Origin of the sequence: Roseburia sp. TF10-5 (genome assembly GCF_003462365.1) — a bacterium.
Taxonomy (GTDB): domain Bacteria; phylum Bacillota; class Clostridia; order Lachnospirales; family Lachnospiraceae; genus Roseburia; species Roseburia faecis.
In genome coordinates, this window is sequence record NZ_QTYW01000019.1 from 40196 (window position 1) to 59999 (window position 19804).

A 19804-nucleotide genomic window follows, 5' to 3' on the forward strand; every position below is an offset into this window, starting at 1 on the left:
GGCATTTTCTTATGTACTCTGTAATTTCTATCTCGGGTCCGGACGATGCTTCATATCACGGATCGGAATATTAGCAACAAGTGCCGGTACCGTTCCGTTATTGGAATCGGACTCTGTCTCGGTGATTTTTACATCAAGCGCCTCCGCATCAATATCCATGTAACGTGAGATCACTTCAATAATGTCATTCTTCATCATCTCCATCATCTCGGAAGAACAGTTGGCACGGTCAGAAACCAGCACCAGCTTCAGGCGGTCTTTTGCGACGTTGCCGGAAGTCTTTTTCTTAAATAAATCCATTATTCCCACAATAAGTACCCCCCTCTAATTCTTCTTAAAGATATCTTTTAATTTTTCCAATACCCCCTGCTTCTCATTCAGGTTCAGGAATGGAACTTCTTCTCCCATAATACGATGACAGATATTAGAATATGCTTTTCCTGCCAGACAGTTGGTTCCAACCAGTGGCTCACCACGGTTTGTGGAAATAACGATCTGCTCATCATCCGGCACGGCCCCGATCAGGTTTACTGCCAGAATATCGGTTACATCATCTACTGTCATCATCTCACCGCGTTTTACCATATCCACACGCAGACGGTTTACAATCAGGTCAATCCGTTTCATCTCGTTTGCCTCAAGGAGTCCTACGATGCGGTCGGCATCACGGATCGCAGATACTTCCGGTGTCGTAACAACCAGTGCACGATCCGCACCTGCTACCGCATTCTTAAATCCCTGCTCGATACCGGCCGGGCAATCCAGTAAAATATAATCAAATTCTTCACGAAGTTCATTGATCAGTGCAACCATCTGCTCTGGTGTCACTGCATCCTTATCTCTGGTCTGTGCAGACGGAAGAAGACATAATTCCGGATATCTCTTATCCTTAATCAGTGCCTGACGGATACGGCATTTTCCTTCCACAACATCTACCAGATTGTATACAATACGATTTTCCAGACCCATAACCACATCCAGGTTACGCAGTCCGATATCGGTATCAATCATTACAACTTTCTTGTTTAACTGTGCAAGACCTGTACCAATGTTTGCTGTGGTTGTGGTCTTACCTACACCACCCTTTCCTGATGTGATAACGATTACTTCGCTCATGAAACTTATTCCTCCTACGTCCCTAAATGTTATTTAATATATTTTTGGTGATTGGCTCAATATAGATATTTCCATCTCTTGCAATGGCGATCTGTGCTTCCACTTCCGGTGTCTTTGACCGGCGGAGTGTACGACGTTTCGGTTCCGGCTTGTCCGGACTCTTTGCGATCAGATCCCCAATCTGAATCTGAATCGGCTGCATATCCAGCGCAAAAATAAAGCAGTTACGATCACCCATACATCCTGCCTGTGCGTTACCTTTTAATGCCCCAAGAATCACAATGTTTCCCTGGGAAATAATTTTGGCTCCCGGATTGACATCGCCAATGATCGTGACACTCGATTCACTCGAAATCACCTGTCCCGACCTTAAAGTGCCACGATAAAACTGCTCCGGCCCGTTTCCTGCTGCGGCATTCTCATACTGCTGCTGTACGGCATCGTAAAACGCCTCGACCTGTTCTTTCATGACAGCTTCCTGTCTTGTTCCATTTTCAACGATACACAGGATTTCAATCGATGTGTTGCTTTCAATTGCTGAGATGATCTGCTGTTCTTCCTCTTCCGAAAGTTTTCTTCCTTCAAAGGACAATGCCAGTTTTGCATTTTTAAAAAATGTACTGGATGCTTTGAACTTTTCGACAACATCCTTCAATAACTCATCAAACCCAATCTCCGGGTCTAAGACAAGATTAATTCCGTATTTATTACTTTTTATCGTAACAGATTGTGACATGGTAACCTCCAATTTCATTATTAAAATGAAATCCATCAATTGTAATTATACCTGTTTGCGGCAAATACGCAAGCATTTTCGCTTTATTTGAACGATTTAAAAAAACCTGTCCTTCCTGCGATTGTATTTCTTTCGTTTCTTCTCACGAAAACGCATTTTATCATTTTTTTTCGTTTTTATCTGATGACGGATCACATAAAAATTATCATATGCCCGTTTTGCCAGAAACAACAGAACCACTGCTGCGACAATAACCACTCCCGCAACAATGAGCCATGCAGGATCGATCCGTATGACACGTTCATTTTTCTTCTGCCCGCTATCGGTATTGACGTAATAATTATCTTTTACCTCTGCTCCGGTTTTTACTATATCCACACTGCCGACCTCATGACCGGCATATGTGTATGCAAGCCTTGCAACTTTCTTTTTTCCTTTTGCAGATTCTGTCTTTTTATAGGATGCATCGGAAAACTGTGCTCCTTTTGGCATAATGATATAAGCATCCTCATCCAGCTTTACATAAGGTTCACTGTTGTTCAAAACCCCGTAATTTTTTCCGTTGTCCTTTGCCAGACCCGCATCGTTTTCCGAAATATTCAGCGCCTGGAAATTTTCAAAACAGTAATCAAATAATTTTCTGGTATCCGTATAATGATCCGGTGTTGCCGCATCCATCACCACACACACCAGAGTAATTCCGTCTTTCTCCGCAAAAGACACCAGAGTATTATTCGCCACTGTCGTGTAGCCGGTTTTTCCGCCAGTACAGTATTTGTACAAATGAGAGCTGTCCCCGCGAAACGGGTAGATCATTTTATGGTGATTGTGACACGGATATTCCGCCTTGCATTTATTGGTCTTCGGAAGTGTATAGCTTGGACTGCCTGCAATCATCCGGAACGTCTCGTTTTTGTATGCCTCTGCGGAAATCAGTGCCATATCATACGCGCTGACCCAGTGATCTTCATCCGGCAGACCATTACAGTTATTGAAATGCGTATCCGTACATCCCAATTCCTTTGCACGCTTATTCATCAGGTCAATAAACGTCCGGTAATCACCACCCAGTTTCTGCCCCACATGCTCCGCAACCGCATAAGCACATTCATTGGCAGACTCCAGCATAACCGCATACAGACACTGCTCCATCGTCAGTTTTTCTCCAAGATTCCGGGCAATATGGGAAGTATCTCCCTCATTTTTAAATACCGCATCCGCAGAAAACGTAACGACCTCATCCATATCACAGTTTTCGATTGCCAGAAGAACCGTCATGATCTTTGTGATACTCGCCGGATAATGTTTCTCGTGACTCTTCTTTTCATATAAAACGGTGCCGGTATTGACTTCCATCACAATGGCACTTTTGGACTGCGTTTTTACCCCGTCCGGCCAGTACTCATCTGCACGCACAGACAACGGTAACATGAGTAAAACCGTGCATACGGCAAGAAAAAATGCTGTTACACGGGTGTATTTTTTTATTTTCATAAGGCTCCCCAATTCTTGATTTTCTTATATTTATAATACCATTATTTCCATAATCGTTCAATTTTTATTTGCCGAACGGACGAAATTTGTATATAGTAATAGTATTCTTACAGTTAGCAAAACTGAATTTATCTTTTCCAAGGAGAAATTACTATGAGACTAAGAAATATACCGGGTGCCAATGAAGCTGTGGCAGCCAGCCCATATTGTATACAGAATGCGGCAGAACACCGCGGACAATGGCATGCCTTTTTTGAAAATGACCATCCGATCCATATCGAAATCGGCATGGGAAAAGGCAGATTTCTGATGGATCTTGCTGCGTTACATCCCGAAATCAATTATATCGGCATCGAACGTTACACCAGTGTACTGCTGCGCGCAGTCCAGAAAATGGATACCCTGCAGCTTCCAAATGTTCATTTTCTGTGTGAAGACGCCGCAAAACTTCCGGAAATTTTTGCACCGGAAGAAGTTGACCGGATCTATCTGAATTTTTCCGACCCGTGGCCAAAGGACCGCCATGCCAGACGCCGACTGACTTCCCATGAATTTTTAGACCGCTATGACCAGTTTCTTGCAGCCGACGGACGGCTGGAATTTAAAACAGACAATCAGGACCTGTTTACGTTTTCTCTCGAGGAAATCGAAACTTCCGACCGCTGGCATCTTAATGCCTCCACCCGTGACCTGCACCATGATCCATCCATGAATGAAGGAAATATCATGACCGAATACGAAGAAAAATTTTCTTCTAAGGGCAACCCGATATGTAAACTGATCGCCTCCCGCTAAGGAGGCGGTTTTTCCGTTATCCTACTTTCCCAAAATCCGCCGGTTTCTGTACTTCCGGTACAGCCGATAACAAAACCGTGCTTCTTCCTGTGAAATCTCTTCTTCGGAAAAGACCGCTTTCTGCACAATGCACAGATACTTCTTCCAATCCTCCGCCGGAACGGACGGATAGGTTGTCATCAGCTTTTCCAGATAGTCCGCATCGGTCTTCATGCCAAAACTTCGCTGATGTAATCCCCGGTAAATCCGCCGGTTGATCCGGTATACCGCATGACGATTCTGCCGGTTGCGCAACTCCATAAGCAATTGTTCCCGGTAAATACGCATCCATTTTGCCACAAGTACCAGCACCAGAACCGCGGCAGCCAATGTCAGACACACCGCAAAAAACACTTGCAGATCTCGCGTGTGGTTCTTTTTCCCATTATTTTTTACCGGCCGCTTTGTCTCCTTCTCCGTCATCTGACTTTCTGTCTGCTGCTGTGTTTCCATCTGTGTTTCTGACGGCGATTCGTTTTTCGTCTGCATTTGCGTCTGCGGATTCTGCTCCGCCGCATCTTTGTGCTCTTCATGCCGCTGTTTCCACGTATCGCGCAATTCCGGAGTCGTCGGCAGCTTTGCACTGTCATTCGTATAGCCCGGAGTCATTTCCACCGGCACCCATCCGATATTTTCCAGATAAATTTCCACCCATGCATGCGCATTGTAGTCCGGCACATCTGCCTGATAGCCTTTCTTTTCTTTATGAAATGCCGATGGTTCCACCACATATCCCGATGCATAACGCGCCGGAACTCCCAGACTTTGTAAAATCAGCGCACCCGCGCTGGCAAAATGCATACAATATCCCTCATGTCCGGTTTCCAGAAAATAAGCAATGGTATCTTTCCCCTGTGGGATGTGATTCAGATATAAGTTATAGGTATTTTCGTTACCCAGCCAGTTAGCAACCTGTGTCGCAAGATTCTGCCGGATGTTGTTGGTAGTTATCTGTCTTTCTGCCCGTCCGGAATTGTTTCCATCCGTATCCGCCAGCCAATCCTCATCGTATAACCCGCCTGTTTCCATCTGATCCGCCACATAGGTGCCGTTTTCCTCATACACGCCATATCCGATACTTTCCAGAGCCAGCCTTCGTGTAATAAAATCTCCCACTGCCGGAACATCCGTGGCAAATTTACGGTATCTACTGTCCGCATAGGCATCATACCATTGCTGCAGATCCGTATCTGTTTCTCCGTGGACCATACAAAACCTGTCAAAAACATCGCGCAGATCCGTATTTTCATCCAGTCCCTCAAAAGAAACCTTTCCCGTTGCCCTCTTTTTACGTACCACCGTATCATCCCTGAGCCAGACCTTCCCACCGGCTGTCTGCAAATCTGAAAAATAAGGCATATACGCGTTTTTTAACCCCAGTGCCCGATAGGAAATCTGATACGAAACCGTCTGTGTTTCATCCTCTGCCAGCTCACTCGAACGGATGTATTTTACAAGTTCACCGGCATTCTGCTGCATTAACATTGCAACATCACTGCGATGGTATCCCGCCTTATCCACTTCGTGCGCAAACGTTTTCCCTTCATTTACCCATGTACCGTTCTGATATGTGCCACTGGCAAATGATTTCAGATACAGTTTGCCCGCCGGGGCTTTCGATGCTTCTATCGAAAATACGGTTTTTCCGGTATAGTCCGGTGTTGTATTATCCACATGTTCCCGCGATCCCTGCAAAGTTATCCCCGAAAACGTCAGGTTTTTCACACGTTCTTCCACCTGTCTCTGAAACGCATAAAACTTCGGTGACTTTTTCGGAATCTGCTTTGCCACACCGGAAAACGCATAGCTGCTCACCGAGACAAGAATCACGGCAAACACACCGGCTGCAGCATAAGACAGTAGCTGCATCCATACATGGGTACGACCGTCAGCCACCCTTACATCCATGTGCGTCCATGGTGCCGCAGACACCAGCACGGTTCCCACGAAAAAGAGTGCAATTCCACTCCAGCCCAGTCTGGCATTGACCAGAAGAGCAACCGACAACGCTGTTATATCCGGAAGCAGCAAAACCAGCCGCACACCGGTCACATATCGAAACATCAGACTTAACAGCACAACAACTGCCAATAAAAACGCCAGCATATAAGTATACCGCATCTCCGTCCCGGCCCCGGTCATATAATTTGTTCCATACTGTTTATTCCAATATGACAGATATGCCTGAAACAGCATTTTTCCGCTCTCTGTCAGTTTTCTCCGGTGAAAAATTCCAAACAGTACGAGTGCCGCCGGATATCCGATTTCAAGCACAACCTTGCAGACCCTCTGATATTTTCCGGTCACAGGAACTCCCACGATAAACAGCACAAGACTTACCAGCATGGCCACCTGCAGTTTACCAAGCGCACGGATCGGCAGCTGCCATCCGAATGCACTCCGGAAAATCGCAAGCATTGCATAAAACAGCAGTTCCACAGCAACCGCCTCACAGATCAGCCGGATACCGGTATTGCCAGACAAATATGTGGTTTTATTCCCTCTCCTGTCCTTCCTGTTCACAATACCAGCTCCATTTCTTCCAGCTTCTGTCTCCAGTTATCTCCACCAAAATCCGCAAGTGTCTGTCCATCCAGCACAAGAAAAAGCTCCGGTGTCAGTTCCAGCCTGTGTACCGGGTGCTCGCAGCGATACTGCTGCTCATATCTCTGTCGCAGTAAACCGGCCGTTTCCTTCTGACATTCCATAAACTGCATCAAAAACAGATACACGCTTTCCTCATCCTCGACGCGCAACCGTTTGATTTCTGTTTCCTCCTGCCATGCCACATAATGCGGGCAGCCGGCATCCATCATCGAATACACCAGATCTGCCGCAATTGTGAGAAAGGTTTCCGCATAGGCTTCCCTGCTGCGCCTCATATGCCGGCCTTTTCCTGCCATCTGTGGCAGCATGTCCAGCAAAAATACCACCGCACAGGCAAGCGGCTGACTGTCCTCCCGCACCAGAAGCCCGTCCGATTTGGCGGAGAGTTTCCAGTGTATGCGCTGCAGGCGATCCCCCGGACGATATTCCCGCACATCAAAGATCTGGCTGACATCTGTTCCCGGCTGAAAATCATCGTAGCTTTCCGCTTCTCCGAAATATCTGCGTACCCGCTCCGACACCTGTACTGCCACAGCATCCAGTTCTGGCAGCACCTGTATATCTGCAAATCTCTTTATTTTTTTATGCACATAAAACAGACCGGTCAGATCATAAATCCGTACTTTTACAAGCTCATACTCATAACTTCCCACATGAGAAAGCACGACACGCTTTTCCATGCACTGCATTCCGCGCATCAGTCCGGCACCGTTCCACCAGAAATTTCTGGCATACCCGGCAAATGTATTTCTACAGCGCACACGGTAACGCACTTTTGCTGCCGGAAACAACATGGTCTGATCCACGGTAAGCTGTACCGTAACTTTTTTCCCTTTTTCCGCCACGGTAAGCGGAATCCTGATATCTGCCGTGATATGTCTGCAATAAATCAGCAGATACAAACATGCAAGCAGCATCAGTACCAGTTCCGCAAACCCAATCAGCCCAATCGCAATGCTTCCATAGATCAGCGCTATATAAAATGTGACAAGCGTCACCCCTGTTCCAATCAGAAAACTGCCCACGTTTATCCCCTAAGTCTTTTGTATGTTGTTGGTTTGTCCACATCCGACAGAATTTCCTGCAGGGTGGCATCGACTGTCACATGTCCGATCCGTGCCCTTGTGTTGAGCACAATACGGTGTTTTGCCACATCCGCAAAAATGTCCGTCACATCATCCGGAATCACATAATTTCTTCCCTGCAAAAATGCCCATGCTTTTGCCAGCCGCACGCATGCGATCGTGCCACGGGGACTTACCCCCAGCTCAATGTAAGCATTTTTTCTGGTAGCCTCCATCAGCTGTACGATATATTTTGCAACATTATCATGCACATAAATCTGTTCCACATACTGCTGCATCTCCCACAGCTGCTCTGGAAGAAGAACCGGCTGCAGATCCTCCGCTTTCGTCATCGTTTTTCCCTGGGCAATTTCCATCTCACTCTGCAGATCCGGGTACCCCATGCTCATGCAGGTCATGAACCGATCCAGCTGTGATTCCGGAAGAAGCTGCGTTCCCGCACTGCCTTTGGGATTCTGTGTTGCAATGACAACAAACGGCTGTGGCACTTTTCGGCTCACACCATCCACCGTTACTTTGCCCTCCTCCATCACCTCAAGAAGCGCGGACTGTGTCTTTGGCGAAGTCCGGTTGATCTCATCCGCAAGAAACAGATTACACATGATCGTTCCCGGATGGTACACAAACTGTCCCGTCTCTTTCTGGTACATGTTAAATCCTACAATATCTGCCGGAAGCACGTCCGGTGTAAACTGTACACGGTGATCCAAAAGTCCCATGACGCGCGAAAAGGCGATGGCAAGTGTTGTCTTTCCCACTCCCGGCACATCCTCAATCAGAATATGCCCTCCCGCAAGAATTGTAGCAAAAGCTTTGGTAATACAGGCATCTTTCCCCGCAATCGCACGTTTGACCTCTGCCAGAACCGCGGCTGCATACTCATATACTTTCTCCATATTTCCCCCTATGGTTTCTTTCTATAATTATTTGCATTTTATATAATAAAAAAACCCCCAACGAATCACATTGTTCGTCAAGAGTTCTTTTGCCATTTGATTCAATCAAAATAAGCTTTGCGAGTGCGCGATCAGGGGTTCGAACCCTGGACACCCTGATTAAGAGTCAGGTGCTCTGCCAGCTGAGCTAATCGCGCATTTTTAAATTGTTTGTTTTGTGTCTTTCCTTAAGACAAGAGTTATTATATAATAGGAGTATTAAAAAAGCAAGCACTTTTTTTATTTTTTTTAAATTTTTTTAAAAGCATATTTGAAAGGAACAATTTAACATGAAAGTAGAAGAAAGATTACTAAAATATGTCAGCTATTGGACAACCTCCGATGAATCCTGCAGTGACATTCCAAGCAGTGAGCGTGAGTTCACGCTTGCAAAAGCCTTAAAGCAGGAACTGGAAACTCTCGGTCTTACCAATATACTCCTCACCGATCACTGCTATGTATATGCCAAGCTTCCTGCCACACCGGGCATGGAAAACTGTAAGTCCATCGGCTTTATCGCTCACATGGATACCGCCCCGGATTTTTCCGGAAAGGATGTCAGACCACAGATCATTCCCGACTATGACGGTGGCGATGTCCTGTTAAAAGGCAGTCAGAATGTTTTAAAGGTGAGCGATTTTCCATCCCTTACTTCTTTAAAAGGAAGAACACTGATCACTACAGACGGCACCACACTTCTAGGTGCGGATGACAAGGCTGGCGTTGCTGAAATCATGACTGCCATCGAAGAACTGATAGCAGAAGGCACCCCTCACGGAGAACTGTGGATCGGCTTTACGCCGGATGAAGAAGTCGGTGCCGGTGCAGATCTGTTTGACCTTTCGATCTTTCAGGCTGATTACGCGTATACGGTAGATGGCGATTACGAGGGCGAAGTGGCTTATGAAAATTTCAATGCTGCAAGTGCCATCTTTCATATTAAAGGTGTAAATGTTCATCCGGGCGAAGCAAAAGACATTATGGTCAATGCGGCACTGGTGGGATGTGAAATTGTTTCCCGGCTTCCGGAAGCGGAAACGCCGGCACACACCAACGGCCGGGAAGGATTCTATCATCTGACCGATATGTCCGGAGATGTGGCTTCCGCCACCCTTTCCTTTATCATTCGTGACCATGACAAAACTACATTTGAGAAACGGCTGCAGAATCTGCGTGACGTTGCACAATCCATGAATCAGAAATATGGACCGGAAACCGTCACGCTCGACATCGAACATTCGTATGAGAATATGCTCTCTGTCATTGAAGATAAAATGGAAATCGTGGATCTGGCAAAACAGGCAATTGCCTCCGAAGGTCTGACACCGCTCTCCCGTCCGATCCGTGGCGGTACAGACGGCGCAAGACTGTCCTTTATGGGATTGCCGTGTCCAAATCTCGGTACCGGCGGTTACGGTTTTCACGGACCATACGAACACATCTCTGTGGAAGGCATGCAGACAGCTGTCCGCATTTTAAAACATATTGCCACCCATCCCATTCGCAAATAAATGAATCTGCAAAAAACCGTCCGCAGTCTGATGAATCTCAGATTTCGGACGGTTTTGTTATTATTTATGAAGTTTTAGTTTCCCTGCATATTTGCGGATTTTGCCAGTGCAGGTTTCTGAAACATCCGAAACAGACCAATCTGTTCCAGCGCCTTCGTAATAGCGAAAAAGATCACCGAATCTATCGGCCACATAATCAGATTCTTCAGTGCACGCGCCGGAAGAATCACCATAAATGCCTGTCCATATAACACGGTCAGACAAAGCGTTGTCAGAATCACATTACAGATCAGCATAACTACAAATTTCGCTGCCAATACGCGCCATATGGTAAGCTTTTTCTTGTAAAAAAAGCAGCCATACAGGATTCCTGCCAAAATGACAACCAGTGTCAACTGCGGGCAAAATGGTCCGGTCGGTTTCATCATATACTTGATGATATCCAACGCACCATGAAAGATTCCTCCAACTACCGGTCCAAACAGATAATCAATGATACCATTTGGAATACCAGAAAAGCCGATACGGATAAACTGTCCATATTCAATGGAGAAAAATCCTAGAATCACAGCAACTGCGGCAAGCATTGCCATGGTAGTGATGGTTCTTACCGCTTTTAATTCACGGAAAGAATCGGTGAACAAAGTAACGAATTTTTTCATAAAAAAATTACCTCCTTTGCAGACCTCACCGTACTACAACTGGAGATAATATTATCTTCGGATGCAGCGGGATGCGACTCATGTACCGCAAGATTCTCTTTTCGTCCGGGTGACAACTCCCTGTTCATCCGGCACTTAACGCACATGTGTCTACTCTGCTTTAAACTATTAAATTGCAACGACCTAAGTATAACACAATGGAAAAGAAATGCAACTATTTTTTTTCATTGTATGGCATTTTTATAGCAAAACGCCATCTGTCACACGTTTTTACGTGGAACAGATGGCGTCCGTTGCCTGTTATTTTATTCTTTTCAGGTTCCCATACTTGCAAACAGGGCAGCTATCTCATCCGGGCTTAATGCCTTATTGGGATCTGCCGGTTCTTCCGGCTGAAGAGGTGCTTCTTTTACGGCTTCCGGCTCTTCAATCGGCTCGAGAATATCCTCCGGTTCCACCGTTTCTTCGACAGGTTCCCCGGCTTTATCCGCATTGTCGTCATTGCCCATATTTGCAAACAGGGCAGCTATTTCATCCGGGCTCATGGCGCGGTTTGGATCGGACAGATCCGGCATCGGCGAAAGTTCTTCCTCCGGCAGGTTCTCATCATTCGCTTCCTCAACAATCGCATCCTCCGGAATCGGGTCCGGTTCTACCAGTTCTTCTGCTTCCTCAATGGATTCTTCCGGGTCCGGCGGGATAATCTCATCCGCTGCCATGACCGGAGGCTCTTCCTCCGGCTCAAAACTCTCCCCTTCCGGTATATCCGGCAGAATCTCCGGGTCCGGCTCCATACTTTCTTCCGGCTCCGGTGAAATCTCCGGCTCCGGTTCCATACTTTCTTCCGGCTCCGGTGAGATCTCAGGCTCCGGCTCCATACTTTCTTCCAGATCCGGCGAAATCTCAGGCTCCGGCTCCATACTTTCTTCCGGCTCTGGTGAAATCTCCGGCTCTGCCTGTATTTCTTCCACATGATTCTGCGGTGCCGGCTGTGGCTCTACAGGTGTTGCCACAGGTACAGAAACCTGCGGCTGGGAAACAACCACTTTCTGACTGTTCATAATGGTCTGATTCAGGCGCAGTTCCATATCTTTCATTGCAATAATGATTTCCTGCAGCTTTGCGGCTATCTCTTTATCCTGTGAATGTTCCTGTTCTTTTCCATCCTTCTGCACCGAAGAAATTTCATCCTTACAGGCTGAAAGAATCTCGTCCTTATAAGCACCCGCAACTGTACCGAACCCATCCATTCCTTTCTGGAACGTATCAAACCGGTCGATCAGCTGTTCGTATGAATTCATCAATGCATCGGTATTCTCATGGGACCGCTTGATAATTACTTTCGCTATTCCCTTCTGTGCATTGACAATTTCCTCTGTCGGAATCTTAGATGCCTCTTCCATATATGCAAGCTTCACCGATATTTCCTCAAAATATTTTTTCAGCATGAGATATGATGCCTTTTCCGACTTGAAAATACTCTCATACTGTTCCTCTCTCCGGGCATATTTTGTCTCATATACTGAAATCACGCCTCTGATTGCAACATACAGGCATATCAGATCTGCTGCTGCCAAAACAGCCAGAACAATAAACATCTTCGGGAAATTGACTATGGCATACAACTCTGCCATAAAAATAAACGCAAACAAAAGTATCCCGAAAATCATCTGCATCCTTGCTTTCGAATCTTTATTCTTCATATGATACCGCTCCTTCCATGAGCCCGCTATTCTAACCACTATGCAAAATAAGCTCTAGTATGTTATATTTTACCATATTGTGTCGATTCTCACAAGGTTTGTTGTTTATTTCTGCCTTCTATAATACGTCATTTACAATCTGCTCTGCTGTCAGATGATTCTCTTTTAATACCTCATTTACATCATACCGGTCAAGGAATTCTTTTTTCAATCCGTAATTATAGACTTTCATATCACTGCTTCCATAAAATCTTGCGATTTTTTCTCCGAAACCACCATTCAGGATGCCATCTTCCAGTGTAACTACCGTGTCATGGTCTGCCTTCAGCTTCTCCAGCAGTCCCTTATCCAGTCCGGTAATATAATACGGGTTGATTACCGTTGCATGAATACCTTTTTTCTCCAGCATTTCTGCGGTCTGCAGTGCCAGGGAATAAAATGTTCCGAGTCCGATCAGTGCAATTTTGCTTCCCTTCTCCGTTACCTCATAGGTGTTGAGCTGGCTCCAGTCTTTTGTGACTTCTCTGCCATCCGAAATCATGTCTCCGCCCGGAAGTTTGATCGCAACCGGCATTTCTTTCTGCTCCACGCTCCAGTCAAGCATTGACAGATATTCTTCCTTTGTTGCCGGTGCCAGATAAACCAGTCCCGGAATATTGGAAAGCATCGGAATATCCTGCAGTCCCAGATGGGTAACATCCGTCATGCCAAATACCGATCCCGTATACACAACAATCGTTGCCGGATTCCCGTCAATACACAGATCCTGTGAAATCTGGTCATACGTCCTCTGGATAAAGCTGGAATACACACCGTATACCGGCTTTCCGCCACCTTTGGCAATTCCGGAAGCAAGTGCTATCGCTGTCTCCTCCGCGATTCCCACATCTACAAACTGCCGGCCGGCCTGTTTCCTTTTCTCCTGCGTAAATCCGAGAATCGTCGGGGTTCCGGATGTAATTGCAACAACTGTCGGATCCTGTTTCATCTTTTCAATCAGATATTCACAGGTCACCGAAGAATAATCTTCCACTTCCGGAAAATGGGATTTTCCGGTCTCAATATCAAATGGAAGATGCCAGTGCCATTCTTCCTTATGCTCTTCTGCCGGTTTATAACCTTTTCCCTTTAATGTATTAATGTGGACAACAACCGGTTTCTTACTGTCTTTTACCTGTTTGAAAGCCCCGATCAGTTCCCTTAAGTCATTTCCATGATCCACATAGACATAATCAAGTCCCATGGCTTTAAATAAATTGCACTCTGCCTGTCCGTTTGTCTCGCGGAGTAATTTCAGATTTGAATAAAGTCCTCCATGGTTTTCTGCAATTGACATATCATTGTCATTTACTACAATGATCATGTTGCTGTCTAATTCTGCTGCAAAATCCATTCCTTCTAAGGCTTCTCCTCCGCTTAAAGAACCGTCTCCGATAATTGCGATCACATTTGCACTTTCCCCACGAAGATCCCTTGCCTTTGCCAGACCGCATGCCAGACTGACGGATGTAGAGGTATGTCCGATCGTAAAATGGTCATGTTCACTTTCCTGCGGACAGCTGTATCCCGTCACGTCGTCGTAATGTTCTTCATATAAATAGGCATCTTTTCGACCGGTCAGCATCTTGTGCGGATAGGTCTGATGGGAAACATCAAATACCATTTTGTCCTTTGGGGACTCAAAAACATAATGCAGTGCAATGATTGCCTCTACCATACCAAAATTCGGGCCAAAATGCCCGCCGTGAATACTTGCCCTCTTTAATAATGCATGACGCATTTCTTCTGCGAGAGCTGTCATCTCTTCTATATTTAATTTCTTCACATCTTCCGGTCCGTTAATCTTTTCGATATACATATAATAAATTCTCCTTCCGATTTTATCTATCATAATATACCATTTAAAGTTAACTTTAAGTCAAGTATTTTTTATTTAATTTTCAACTTTTTGCTTCAATCCCTCAATTGCCTGAGCCACTATACCTGCGCTCTTAAAAAGATGTAAATATTGTAATGATAAAAGGGGCAAAAGGTATCATTTCCCACTGAAATGCAATTTTTATGTCATTCGCATTTCTTGCGATCCGCTTGTTGTTCCGATATAATTATGCTATGATTGTGCTTTGATTGGAGGAAACCATTTTGAGCGAATATTATAAGTTTTTTCAAAATAAAAAATGTGAATATTTTCCATGCCATAAAGGAATTCCGGAGGAGGACTTTAACTGCCTGTTTTGTTATTGTCCCCTCTATACACTTGGGAAATCCTGTGGTGGAAACTGTGAATATTTAAAAAATGGTATCAAATCCTGCATAAACTGTGGCTTTCCCCATCACCGAAAGAACTATGATAAGGTCACGGGCCGCTTTCAGGAAATTGCAGCCGTTATGGCAGCTTCCGATAAGGAGGATGTATCCCATGAAATGTAAACTTACTCCCGGATTATCCTCCGGTGACTGGAACGAATTTTGCAGCCGTTTCCATTTCCCTCCGGATGACCTGCCCCATATTCAGGCAATTTATACGGCACTTCTTCCCCTGGTTGAATCCTATGCGTATTACTCTCTGGATCAGGATTTAGACGGGGTTTCCCTGCCTCACTATGCCTATGGGCTTGTGACGCTTGGGAACGGAGTGGATGAACTGTCGGAATTATATCTGAACCATGAACAGATCCAGGAAGCTTACATTGTGGACTGCATCAGCCTGATGCTTTTATCACAGTCTTATGAAGCGTTTGCACATGTGGTAGAACGTCAGAGCCGCCTGTATCTTGCAGAATTATCTTTTCTGGGAGATACCTATTCCCTTGACCTGCTCCCACAGATTTATGGGCGGCTTGCCCCGGATGGCATCCGGCTTACCGAGGGGCAGATGCTCCGGCCGCTTAAGACAGCAACTCTGATCCTGCATCTGGATACAAAAACGCACACAAATCTCAAGCAATTATGTAATACATGTGCAAACTGCCGGAATTTTTCCTGCCCATCGAGAAAGACCACGGCTCCACATTTGCCGCATACTTATGGGGTCATGCAAATATTCCATACAAAATAATTATTTTTCAATTGATAAGTCAGCATTTTACCGTGCTTTTTTCAAAAGTTCTTCCGCTGTAATACCAAACAATTTCTTAGTTTGTTATCCTTTATTATTTTTGAAAACCATTATAAGTCCAACAATTCCAACAATTATCCCAATAAGAGCAAACGGGAAATCGCTAAAACCTGCCAATACCGTTCGATTCATTTCTGCGCCACTTGCACTTAAGAGTACTCCAAATAGAATAACTGCTATACCCTTTAACTTGCTATCATTCATTTTGTTTACCTCCATAACCTTCCAGTTTATCGCCGCTTCCGTGTACCACCAGTGCCTCATAATAAATATACTGTCCCAATAGACTCAGACCAGCAGGTGAGCTTTCCCTTATATTATATCTTCCATATAGATTTACGAACTCTGATAAGGGCAAATACAAGGGTGCAGGACATCTGGTAGATGTCCGCTTTGCACCGACCGAAGCGGCAGCGACGACAAAAAAATCTTATAAAATAGTATAACACAAAATGAAACCGATATGGTGAACTGATTAAAATGCTTCTGTTTTTTATAACTGATGATTGAAGAAATATAAACAAAAGCAAGGGGGTTGAGAGTAACCTCGAATCTGAAAACCTTATCTTTACAAGTTTGAGGTTTCGAATGATTATTAAGATAAAAAGATGTAAATAACATAATATTAGCAGTTGACTTTAACATTATTAAATGATAATATCAATAATATTAAAGAAAGGGGTTGGTAATGAGACGAAAAGCGCAAGAATGGATATACAATTTAAGTGATGAAGATATCACATTTATAAAAAATTTTGTTATGTCATCTGGCTCTTTAAAAGAGGTTGCAAAATTGTATCATATAACATATCCTACCGTGCGATTGAGACTTGATCGACTTATACAAAAAATGCAAATGAATGATCAAATAGAAAATGACGCTTATATTTCATTAATTAAAAAAATGGTAATAGATGATCAACTTGATTTTGACACAGCAAAAATATTGATAAAAAAATACAGAGAGCAAAAAGGAGAATAAATGAAATTTTCTACAATTTTATTCATCGTAATAATAATGGCATTAACCATTATTTGTGTACGTTTTTTAGAATCATATTTAAATAAAAAAAGAAGAACAACTACCGTATCATTAACACCAATTATTTTTCTTGTTCTTTCAATCGTATTAATTATAGTGTATCTTAATTTTGAACCAGAAAGTTTTGAACGCGTTGAGAAGCAGGGGTCATTGACACTCTCATATAGTTTCGTTTCCAAAAATCAGATGTCTATAAAGGATAAGATACATAATTGCATCATTATCTTTATACTTACGAATATTCCTGCTGTTATATCAATTTATAATAGGATAAAAAGAAATAGAACGATTACGCGCAAAAAGAAAATAAATGAAATGAAATTGCGGGAATTATAATGTTCATCTCTATATATTATATATAGTTGTGATAAATTTTTTAAAAGATGGAGGTCTTTCAATGAAAGTCTTATTAAAAAAGTAATTGCAGCATCAATGTCGTTGGCTCTAGTACATACAACTATAGCTCCAATACCTGTTTTTGCAGCCGAAAGCAATAAACAGTTCTCGGAAGAGACAGTTATAACAACTGAAAATGTTTATGATGTCCTATCGTATTTGGACATAGACGAAAATAACCTTGAAGTAAACCAAGAAGCTAGCTATGCAACTGTTACAGTTGGAGAACTGAAAGAAGCAATAGACTCAGCGAAAAAATATCAAAAAGAAGTTGAAAAAGACTCAACTATAAATATAGAAGACATTTCGTCTTCACCACAATCGACTCGTGCTACTTATAGTAAAACATTAAGTAGTGATTTGGTGGTTGGTTCAGCTACAATTACATTTAATGCCGTTGGATATTATAGTGGAAAGCACTGGACAAATGCAAGTGCTTCTAATGCAAGCGTAGATTCTGACTTTGTTATATATACATATAAACTTTCTGGACAAAGTAACAAAACCACATGTACTTCCTCCTGTATTACCTTAAAATGTTCTGGAAATCTTGATACTTATGTTGGAGTTGGAAATGTAGGAATTGTAAAGATTACATCTCAAACTTATTCGAGTAAAACCAATTTCTATGCTTCAAGTTATTTATAATAATGAAAAAAAGATATATAGTGATACTCGTTTTGCTTATACTGATCTTACTCTATAATAGATATGGATCTGGTGTCTAAAATCATTTAAGTGCACAGGTAGACAGTATTTCAATTGAGGCAGTATGAAAAACTTATCCAGCGCGAACGATTAGAAATTGTTCGCAGATAATAAAACAATTTAATAAAATATAATTAGTGCCTGCTGAGTAAGCAGACACTAATTATAAACTTCATTATTCATTTGAGTTTTACAATGATCTGAACCTTATTTTATGCCGGTATCCAGCAAAGATCTTTAAATCATTGACAAAAAATTACGCAATGGTATTATGAAAATACAAAACGCAATACCGTGTAGGCGGTTTGCCAAAGTTAGTTTAAAAAAATAACCGGTCTTTGGTAGGGGCGGTTATTTTTTATGGTTAGAAAAGATCATTACGATCAGATTGATAATAGCAACAATCAGTATGCAAAACTGAAATATTGTTCCCCACATTATTTCTATGATGGCAATTACCGACAACAACTTTGTATACATTCTTTACTCCTCGCTTTCTTTTACTAATTTATACCCAATTGAGCAAATTGTTCTTGGTTCCCCCTTCTCGCAGAGTTATATAGCCTTTTCCCATTAACTTTTTAAGCCTATCATGCACACATGACTTTGATTTTGTGTTTACTCCTTTACAGATTTCTTGAAAAGATGGAGAAATTAAATTTTCTTCCATATATTTTACAATATACTCATACATTTCTCTTTCTTTATCCGTAAGTTCATTTCTTAGCTTTTCTCCCATTTGCTACCTCCCTATATGCCTATATAATAAAATATGTGTTCGATTATATCAAATAAAAATTATTGCCAAACCATCCTCAACTGTCCGACCTGCTCCTCCACAATCCGCCCCAACCTCTGCTTCATGACTCTCTGCACAATCCGCCGCCTCCGGTAAAAACAATTCCGGCTGATTTGGAAAATTCCGTTGTGCACATTCACTTTATTTCTTGTGTATTTTTGTGTATTTTAGTTGACTTTTGTGTAATATTGTGTATGATATAATTAAAGGAGGTACATAATGAATCCAAGGCAACAAACGATTAAACAACTCAGTGCTTCCGGTTATGAATTGAAACGCCACGGTGCTAATCACGACATTTACTACAATCCGCAGACACACAGCACCGTACCTGTCAAACGACACGATTTCAATGAAAACGACATGAAGTACATCTTCAAGGAAGCCAATATTAGCAGGATGCATTAAATATGTTTCCTGCTTCCAAATAGGAGGGTTACTATGAAATATATTTATACAGCTTTGTTTACACCTATCGAGGACGGATCCGGATACTACGCAAAAGTCCCTGATCTTCCTGGATGCATCACTACTGGCAATAGTCTTTCTGATGCAATTGACCAAATTACCGATGCAATGAGCGCATGGCTTGTTGTTGCAGAGGATGAAGGCGAACCGATTGCTCCTCCATCACCACAGGAAAAATTAAGTGTTGATGGCGGCACAATCTGTTCCCTGATTTCCGCAGATACCATTGAATATCGTGCCCAGACAGATACTCGCGCCGTTCGAAAAAATGTTTCTCTTCCAAGTTGGATGGTCCGTCTTGCTGACAAGCGCGGAATCAACTGCTCACAAGTCCTTCAGGATGCCTTACGAACACTTCTTGATAACTCCACTATCGCACATACTCATTAACATTATCCCTTAAAAACCAGTTATCTATATGGGTAACTGGTTTTCTCATAAAACAAAAACTGCCTCTCCATCAACCATAACTCAAAAGAGAGCCTGTTTCCTGACTCTTTCCCTTTTATCCCCTATTACATAAATAGTCTCTCGGAATCTCTACAGTATGGGGTCATGCAAATATTCCATACAAAATAATTAGTGCCTGC

General features: G+C 43.3%; 22 protein-coding genes, 1 tRNA gene and 1 riboswitch. Of the genes, 9 read left to right on the forward strand and 14 right to left on the reverse strand.

The genetic code is table 11. The annotated features are described in order from the left end of the window. Window positions 1-27 precede the first annotated feature (27 nt). The 4 genes from minE to DXD06_RS14190 form a co-directional block, all read right to left on the reverse strand. On the reverse strand, window positions 28-309 hold the full coding sequence (gene minE / locus DXD06_RS14175) for a cell division topological specificity factor MinE (RefSeq protein WP_022045712.1): 282 nt from the start codon (window positions 307-309) through the stop codon (window positions 28-30). A 15-nt stretch (window positions 310-324) separates the two neighbouring features. Then, window positions 325-1116, reverse strand: a complete 792-nt coding sequence (gene minD / locus DXD06_RS14180) for a septum site-determining protein MinD (protein WP_117832658.1) — start codon at window positions 1114-1116, stop codon at window positions 325-327. Window positions 1117-1138: 22 nt separating this feature from the next. Then, entirely contained in the window at window positions 1139-1852 is a 714-nt protein-coding gene (gene minC, locus DXD06_RS14185; RefSeq protein WP_022045714.1) for a septum site-determining protein MinC, read from the reverse strand. 96 nt (window positions 1853-1948) lie between these two features. After that, complete coding sequence (locus DXD06_RS14190; protein ID WP_117832660.1) at window positions 1949-3346, reverse strand: D-alanyl-D-alanine carboxypeptidase family protein; 1398 nt, start codon at window positions 3344-3346, stop codon at window positions 1949-1951. A 153-nt stretch (window positions 3347-3499) separates the two neighbouring features. Here DXD06_RS14190 and trmB point away from each other — a divergent pair, with 153 nt between their 5' ends. Continuing rightward, entirely contained in the window at window positions 3500-4141 is a 642-nt protein-coding gene (gene trmB / locus DXD06_RS14195) for a tRNA (guanosine(46)-N7)-methyltransferase TrmB (protein ID WP_055262611.1), read from the forward strand. A 21-nt stretch (window positions 4142-4162) separates the two neighbouring features. Here the strand turns inward: trmB and DXD06_RS14200 are convergent, their stop codons facing one another. From DXD06_RS14200 to DXD06_RS14215, 4 genes are all read right to left on the reverse strand, one after another. After that, window positions 4163-6703, reverse strand: a complete 2541-nt coding sequence (locus DXD06_RS14200; protein ID WP_147343640.1) for a transglutaminase-like domain-containing protein — start codon at window positions 6701-6703, stop codon at window positions 4163-4165. Continuing rightward, a complete protein-coding gene (locus DXD06_RS14205; protein WP_117832664.1) occupies window positions 6700-7812 on the reverse strand; it encodes a DUF58 domain-containing protein in 1113 nt (370 codons plus the stop codon). Before DXD06_RS14205 ends, DXD06_RS14200 begins: the two co-directional genes overlap by 4 nt. Before the next feature lie 2 nt (window positions 7813-7814). Beyond that, a complete protein-coding gene (locus tag DXD06_RS14210; protein ID WP_117832666.1) occupies window positions 7815-8768 on the reverse strand; it encodes an AAA family ATPase in 954 nt (317 codons plus the stop codon). A 124-nt stretch (window positions 8769-8892) separates the two neighbouring features. Continuing rightward, a tRNA-Lys gene (locus DXD06_RS14215) sits at window positions 8893-8965 on the reverse strand. A 132-nt stretch (window positions 8966-9097) separates the two neighbouring features. Between DXD06_RS14215 and pepT the strand changes: the two genes are divergently transcribed. After that, the gene (gene pepT / locus DXD06_RS14220; RefSeq protein WP_117832669.1) at window positions 9098-10318 is read left to right on the forward strand and encodes a peptidase T; all 1221 of its coding nucleotides are present in this window, start codon (window positions 9098-9100) and stop codon (window positions 10316-10318) included. A gap of 74 nt (window positions 10319-10392) precedes the next feature. Here pepT and DXD06_RS14225 read toward each other — a convergent pair whose 3' ends face one another. The 3 genes from DXD06_RS14225 to DXD06_RS14235 form a co-directional block, all read right to left on the reverse strand. Further along, window positions 10393-10980: a folate family ECF transporter S component gene (locus DXD06_RS14225; protein ID WP_055066720.1), complete on the reverse strand. Its 588-nt coding sequence runs from the start codon at window positions 10978-10980 to the stop codon at window positions 10393-10395. A 62-nt stretch (window positions 10981-11042) separates the two neighbouring features. Further along, window positions 11043-11140: riboswitch (THF riboswitch) on the reverse strand. A gap of 154 nt (window positions 11141-11294) precedes the next feature. Next, a complete protein-coding gene (locus DXD06_RS14230; protein ID WP_117832671.1) occupies window positions 11295-12683 on the reverse strand; it encodes a hypothetical protein in 1389 nt (462 codons plus the stop codon). A 118-nt stretch (window positions 12684-12801) separates the two neighbouring features. After that, window positions 12802-14541: a 1-deoxy-D-xylulose-5-phosphate synthase gene (locus DXD06_RS14235; RefSeq protein WP_117832673.1), complete on the reverse strand. Its 1740-nt coding sequence runs from the start codon at window positions 14539-14541 to the stop codon at window positions 12802-12804. Window positions 14542-14825: 284 nt separating this feature from the next. On the opposite strand from DXD06_RS14235, the gene DXD06_RS14240 reads away from it, so the two are divergent. Both DXD06_RS14240 and DXD06_RS14245 read left to right on the forward strand, forming a co-directional pair. Further along, window positions 14826-15113 (forward strand): cysteine-rich small domain-containing protein, encoded by a 288-nt coding sequence (locus DXD06_RS14240; RefSeq protein ID WP_117832675.1) that lies wholly within the window; start codon window positions 14826-14828, stop codon window positions 15111-15113. Next, window positions 15103-15741: a hypothetical protein gene (locus DXD06_RS14245; RefSeq protein ID WP_117832677.1), complete on the forward strand. Its 639-nt coding sequence runs from the start codon at window positions 15103-15105 to the stop codon at window positions 15739-15741. Before DXD06_RS14240 ends, DXD06_RS14245 begins: the two co-directional genes overlap by 11 nt. A gap of 84 nt (window positions 15742-15825) precedes the next feature. Here the strand turns inward: DXD06_RS14245 and DXD06_RS14250 are convergent, their stop codons facing one another. After that, window positions 15826-16005 carry a hypothetical protein gene (locus tag DXD06_RS14250; RefSeq protein ID WP_117832679.1) on the reverse strand — a complete coding sequence of 60 codons (180 nt, stop codon included), beginning with the start codon at window positions 16003-16005 and terminating at the stop codon, window positions 15826-15828. A gap of 484 nt (window positions 16006-16489) precedes the next feature. Here DXD06_RS14250 and DXD06_RS14260 point away from each other — a divergent pair, with 484 nt between their 5' ends. The 3 genes from DXD06_RS14260 (at window position 16490) to DXD06_RS14270 (ending at window position 17887) form a co-directional block, all read left to right on the forward strand. Continuing rightward, window positions 16490-16783, forward strand: coding sequence for a DUF2089 family protein (locus DXD06_RS14260; protein WP_022044781.1), 294 nt, complete (start codon window positions 16490-16492; stop codon window positions 16781-16783). Beyond that, entirely contained in the window at window positions 16784-17179 is a 396-nt protein-coding gene (locus tag DXD06_RS14265) for a hypothetical protein (protein ID WP_117832683.1), read from the forward strand. It begins immediately after the preceding gene. Between the two features lie 102 nt (window positions 17180-17281). Then, window positions 17282-17887: a hypothetical protein gene (locus DXD06_RS14270; protein ID WP_147343641.1), complete on the forward strand. Its 606-nt coding sequence runs from the start codon at window positions 17282-17284 to the stop codon at window positions 17885-17887. 411 nt (window positions 17888-18298) lie between these two features. Here DXD06_RS14270 and DXD06_RS17740 read toward each other — a convergent pair whose 3' ends face one another. After that, window positions 18299-18427, reverse strand: coding sequence for a putative holin-like toxin (locus DXD06_RS17740; RefSeq protein WP_278308218.1), 129 nt, complete (start codon window positions 18425-18427; stop codon window positions 18299-18301). 28 nt (window positions 18428-18455) lie between these two features. Beyond that, the gene (locus DXD06_RS14275; protein WP_117832686.1) at window positions 18456-18686 is read right to left on the reverse strand and encodes a LexA family protein; all 231 of its coding nucleotides are present in this window, start codon (window positions 18684-18686) and stop codon (window positions 18456-18458) included. Between the two features lie 279 nt (window positions 18687-18965). Between DXD06_RS14275 and DXD06_RS14280 the strand changes: the two genes are divergently transcribed. Together DXD06_RS14280 and DXD06_RS14285 are read left to right on the forward strand one after the other, a co-directional pair. Next, entirely contained in the window at window positions 18966-19154 is a 189-nt protein-coding gene (locus DXD06_RS14280; RefSeq protein WP_022045945.1) for a type II toxin-antitoxin system HicA family toxin, read from the forward strand. Window positions 19155-19187: 33 nt separating this feature from the next. Then, on the forward strand, window positions 19188-19604 hold the full coding sequence (locus DXD06_RS14285) for a type II toxin-antitoxin system HicB family antitoxin (protein WP_117832688.1): 417 nt from the start codon (window positions 19188-19190) through the stop codon (window positions 19602-19604). Window positions 19605-19804 lie beyond the last annotated feature (200 nt).